General features: G+C 61.4%; 2 protein-coding genes. Both read left to right on the top strand.

Going from position 1 to position 433, the window contains the following annotated elements; all coding sequences use genetic code 11:
- Positions 1-180 (top strand): dTDP-4-dehydrorhamnose 3,5-epimerase family protein (locus SMC5_RS08665; protein WP_165849050.1); only part of this gene is annotated, 180 nt, incomplete at its 5' end.
- Positions 177-433, top strand: a 257-nt coding sequence (locus tag SMC5_RS08660; protein WP_165849049.1) for a sugar nucleotide-binding protein, incomplete at its 3' end; no start/stop codon positions are given. The genes SMC5_RS08665 and SMC5_RS08660, both read left to right, overlap by 4 nt.

The following is a 433-nucleotide window of genomic DNA, read 5'->3' as shown; positions in this document are numbered from 1 at the left end:
TCCCCGGAGGTCGATGTCGAGTATCAGTGCGATGAATACTACCATCCTGAGGACGAAGGTGGCCTGCTATGGAATGACCCCACCGTGGGTATCGTATGGCCTCTTCCTGTCGGCTCCATGCCTCTCTTGTCCGGCAAGGACCAGCAGTGGCTCACTCTGGCAGAGGGGAAAGAGAGATGAGCGCGGTGAAACTTCTTGTTGTCGGTGCCGATGGTCAGCTTGGCAGTGACGTCGTCCGTCTCCTGTCCCCCACCGTGGACGTGACCGCTCGCGTCATGGACGAGCTGGATGTCACCGACCGTGCCGCTCTGCGGGAAGTAATAGAGGCCTCCCACCCCGAGGTCGTGGTCAACTGTGCAGCCTATACCGCTGTGGACCGGGCTGAGACGGAACAGGATGCGGCGTACCGCGTCAACGTCCTGGGCGCCCGCAA

The organism is Candidatus Cryosericum odellii, assembly GCF_003570935.1.
GTDB lineage: Bacteria > Caldisericota > Caldisericia > Cryosericales > Cryosericaceae > Cryosericum > Cryosericum odellii.
Note: the sequence above shows the minus strand (reverse complement) of the source record. Positions and strands in the feature narration are given on the sequence as shown.